The sequence below is a fragment of the Streptomyces sp. NPDC058620 genome, from assembly GCF_042717135.1.
GTDB lineage: Bacteria > Actinomycetota > Actinomycetes > Streptomycetales > Streptomycetaceae > Streptomyces.
On the sequence record NZ_JBHXQO010000129.1, the window covers coordinates 1 to 3,378 of the forward strand.

The window sequence follows — 3,378 nt, forward strand, 5'->3', positions numbered from 1 at the left end:
GATCTTCGACCCGTACTTGCCCCGGTCGACAGGATTCGGACCTGTCAGGTCCCCCTTTTCAGGGCCCGCATGTTCACCGAGTCGATCGCGCAGCGAGACCAGTCCAACTGCCCGCGGGAGCCGAGCTCGTCGAGCACCACGCGGTGGAGCTTGGCCCACACCCTGGCCTTCGTCCACTCGGAGAAACGCCGATGAGCCGTCGCCCCCGGCCGTACTCGACGTCCCCGCTCCTGAGCCTGCTTGCACTGGACACACCTCACCGTGTGACGCGGACGGTTCTCGGCGCCGAGCACCTGGTTACCGAGCCTGCACTACTAACGTTCGAATGACGCCGGCACTTGCTGCTCGTCTTCGGTTCGGGACCGCCGGACAGGACGGCCGGCCCGCCCTGCAACGCCGGTCGGCGCAGGCTGCCGCAGACCGATCAGGACACCTGCGGCGACGAGCAGGGCGCCGGCAACATCTGCAAGGCCCGCCTCGCCGAGCCCGAGTGCGACTGTGGTGACCAGTGCACCCACCGGGACGAGTCCGGCGAAGAGTCCGGCACGTGCGGCGCCCAGTCGGCGCAGCGCGTCGTACCAGAGGAAGAAGGCAGTGGCTGTGACGAGTACACCGAGGTAGCCGAAGGCGGCCGCTTCGGTGGGGGTGGGCAGGCGAAGGGAGCTCGTACCGTCCAGGGCGATGCTCGCGGCCAGCAGCATGGGCACGGCCAGCGCCGCGGGATAGGCGGCAACCCTCATGGGGCCGAGTTTGGGCAGCAGGGGAAGAGCGAGCAGCGAGAAGGCGACCTCTCCGACGAGCGCTCCCAGCGACAGCAGCACACCGTGCAGGCTGCCGCCGCCGAGCCCTGCGGCGACGGCAGCGCCCAGGGTCACGACAGCCGCGGCGCCGACGGTGCGCGCGGCCGGCCGGCGGCGTTCCGTCAACGGCCCGACGAGTGCGAGGACGATGGGGATCGCTCCGACCACAGTGCCGATCATGGCAGGGCTCGCGTGCCGGGTGGCTTCGACCAGGAAGATGTTGAAGCCCGCCAGGCCTGTGGCGGCCAGCGCCAAAAGGAGCAGGAAGTCACGGGGGGTCAGGCCGGCGCGAGGTAAACGGCGGTGGCGTACGACGGCAAGGAGGATCGCCGCGGCGAGCGCGTAGCGCAGGGCCTGACCGCTGAGGACGGGGTAGTCGGCAATCGTCGCGGAGACGGCTGTCGAGGTGCCGACGAGCAGCATCGCGGCGGCGGCACCGGCGGCCGGAACCGTGGAGGAACTCATGCCGCGTACTCCTTCGACTGCGGGGCGGTGCCCGCGGGGCTGAGGACCTTACGGGTGACGCGCTCGGCAATGGCGGCGACCAGGGTGCGCGGCCGGCGCGGCAGCAGATGCGCGGCCAGGGCATTGCCGAGTCCGGGGGTGACGTAGCCGCGGTCGCGGTCGAGTGCGCGCAGAGCGGCGCGTACCACCGGCTCCGGCGTGGTCATCGAGCCGTTGACGGCCGCCTTGCGGGTGCCGATGGCCTCGAAGAAGGGGGTGTCGACCGGGCCGGGGCACAGAGTGAGTACGCGAATGCCGCGCCCGCGGTACTCCTGGCGCAGGGCGAGCCCGAAGTTCAGCACAAAGCCCTTGGCCGCGCTGTAGACGGCGAAGTACGGGGAGGGCTGGAAGCCCGCGGTGGACGCGACGTTCACGACTGCGCCCGTGCCGCGCTCCAGCATGCCGGGGAGCAGTGCGTGCGTAAGGTCGACGAGCGCGACGACGTTGACCATCAGCTGGTCGTGGTCACGGTCCGCGGCGATGTCCTCGAAGCGACCGCACGTGCCGAATCCGGCGTTGTTGACCAGCAGGTCGACGCTCAGGCCGCGGGCGGCGAGACGACCGGCGATCTGCCGGGCCGCATCGGGCTCGGAGAGGTCCTGGACCAGGACGTGGGCGCGGATGCCGTGCTCCGCGGCGAGGCGCTCGGCGAGGGCGGTGAGCCTGCCCTCGGAACGCGCCACCAGGATCAGATCGTGTCCGCGGGCGGCGAGCTGTTCGGCGAACTCCGCCCCGAGTCCGGATGAGGCACCGGTGATAAGCGCTGCACTGTGCACGGAAAATCTCCTTCACTCGACGAGAAACTAAGACAGAAGAGTACCGACATCTTTCATAACTGCAACAGTCACGATGCAGTTAATTTTGAGATGGCCCAGCGGTGTATCGTTTCGAAGGTCAAGCAGATGAGCGGGAGGCGCCATGAGCGAGACAGCGGCACGGCCGTTGCGGGCGGACGCGGAGCGCAGCGTGCGCGCGATCCTGGAGGCAGCCGAACGCGTGCTCTCCACGGATCCCGGCGCGTCGATGGAGCAGATCGCGACTGCGGCTGGGGTGGCCAGGACAACGATCCACCGGCGGTTCGCCCATCGGCAGGCGCTGATCGACGCCCTGGCTTCGTCGGCCGCCCGCCAGCTCGTCCAAGCCGTGGAGGACGGCCGGCCGGACACCGCCCCTCCCCTGGTGGCATTGCACCGGATCACGGCCAATGTGCTCGAGGTGAAGGGCGCCTGGGCATTCGCCCTGGAACTGCCGGCCGATCCCGACAGCGAAGCGGCCGCCCTCCACGAGGACATCGGCCGACGTTGCATCACAGTGCTGGAACGGGCCCGGGCGGACAAGCTCATCGACGAGGCAGCCGACCTCCACTGGGTGCGGCGGGTCTACTACGCGCTCCTCGGGGAGGCCCTGCGCGGCAGCCCGGACGATACCGGCATCGACACCGACACCCTCGCCGCCCGCATCATCGACACCCTGCTGCATGGCGCGGGACCACGCACCTGAGCTCGCCGCAGACCCGAGCGACTATCGCCCGGACACAACAGCAGCCGCACCGCAATGCACCGCACCCTGCTGAAGATCAGGCAACTGCTTGAAACGCAGGGCATCACGATCTCGCCGGCCATCACCCCACCGACCGCCCTGGCAGCCCTTCGAGCCAGAGTGGCCGCCCAAAGCAGCAGCCCAACAACAAGATCAAGACGACAGGTTAATGATCGGCAGACCCTAACTTGATCTTTAACCTCGGGGTCCGAACGGCTCGTCGTACTTGATCACTCGGACTGGTAACTTCGGTACATGCGGGCGGCCTTCGGCTGAGCATGTGATCCGACCAAGGAACACACAACGCTCAGCACGAAGGCCGTGGGGATGAGTCTGTCGCATCACGTCGTCCGGCAGGATCCGATTGCGGGACTGTCACGCTTCCGGGGTGAGTTCTACTCCTGTCTGACCAGGCGTGCGGATGGACTGTTCGAACTCGTGGACGCGGTGTTGTGCGCGGACGGGCCGGTCCGGTCCCTGGTGGAACTGTCACTGGTCGGCGAACACCGGCGGGGACACGGTGGGCTCTACGACG

General features: G+C 68.6%; 4 protein-coding genes and 1 pseudogene. 2 read left to right on the forward strand and 3 right to left on the reverse strand.

The window, feature by feature from the left end:
* The 3 genes and pseudogenes from ACFWSK_RS37475 to ACFWSK_RS37485 all read right to left on the reverse strand — a co-directional run.
* Positions 1–206, reverse strand: a pseudogene (locus ACFWSK_RS37475) (IS5/IS1182 family transposase); the annotation flags it as partial.
* A 108-nt stretch (positions 207–314) separates the two neighbouring features.
* Complete coding sequence (locus tag ACFWSK_RS37480) at positions 315–1,265, reverse strand: DMT family transporter (RefSeq protein WP_383796593.1); 951 nt, start codon at positions 1,263–1,265, stop codon at positions 315–317.
* The gene (locus ACFWSK_RS37485; RefSeq protein ID WP_383796596.1) at positions 1,262–2,080 is read right to left on the reverse strand and encodes an SDR family NAD(P)-dependent oxidoreductase; all 819 of its coding nucleotides are present in this window, start codon (positions 2,078–2,080) and stop codon (positions 1,262–1,264) included. The genes ACFWSK_RS37480 and ACFWSK_RS37485 overlap by 4 nt, the downstream gene beginning before the upstream one ends.
* A 142-nt stretch (positions 2,081–2,222) precedes the next feature.
* On the opposite strand from ACFWSK_RS37485, the gene ACFWSK_RS37490 reads away from it, so the two are divergent.
* Complete coding sequence (locus ACFWSK_RS37490) at positions 2,223–2,804, forward strand: TetR/AcrR family transcriptional regulator (protein ID WP_383796598.1); 582 nt, start codon at positions 2,223–2,225, stop codon at positions 2,802–2,804.
* A 366-nt stretch (positions 2,805–3,170) separates the two neighbouring features.
* Positions 3,171–3,378, forward strand: a 208-nt coding sequence (locus ACFWSK_RS37495) for a transposase (protein ID WP_383796601.1), incomplete at its 3' end; no start/stop codon positions are given.

Bases quoted from the DNA above. Each gene is read 5' to 3' on its own strand.
- ACFWSK_RS37480 (WP_383796593.1), bottom strand. From the start codon at position 1,265: ATGAGTTCCTCCACGGTTCCGGCCGCCGGTGCCGCCGCCGCGATGCTG.
- ACFWSK_RS37490 (WP_383796598.1), top strand. From the start codon at position 2,223: ATGAGCGAGACAGCGGCACGGCCGTTGCGGGCGGACGCGGAGCGCAGC.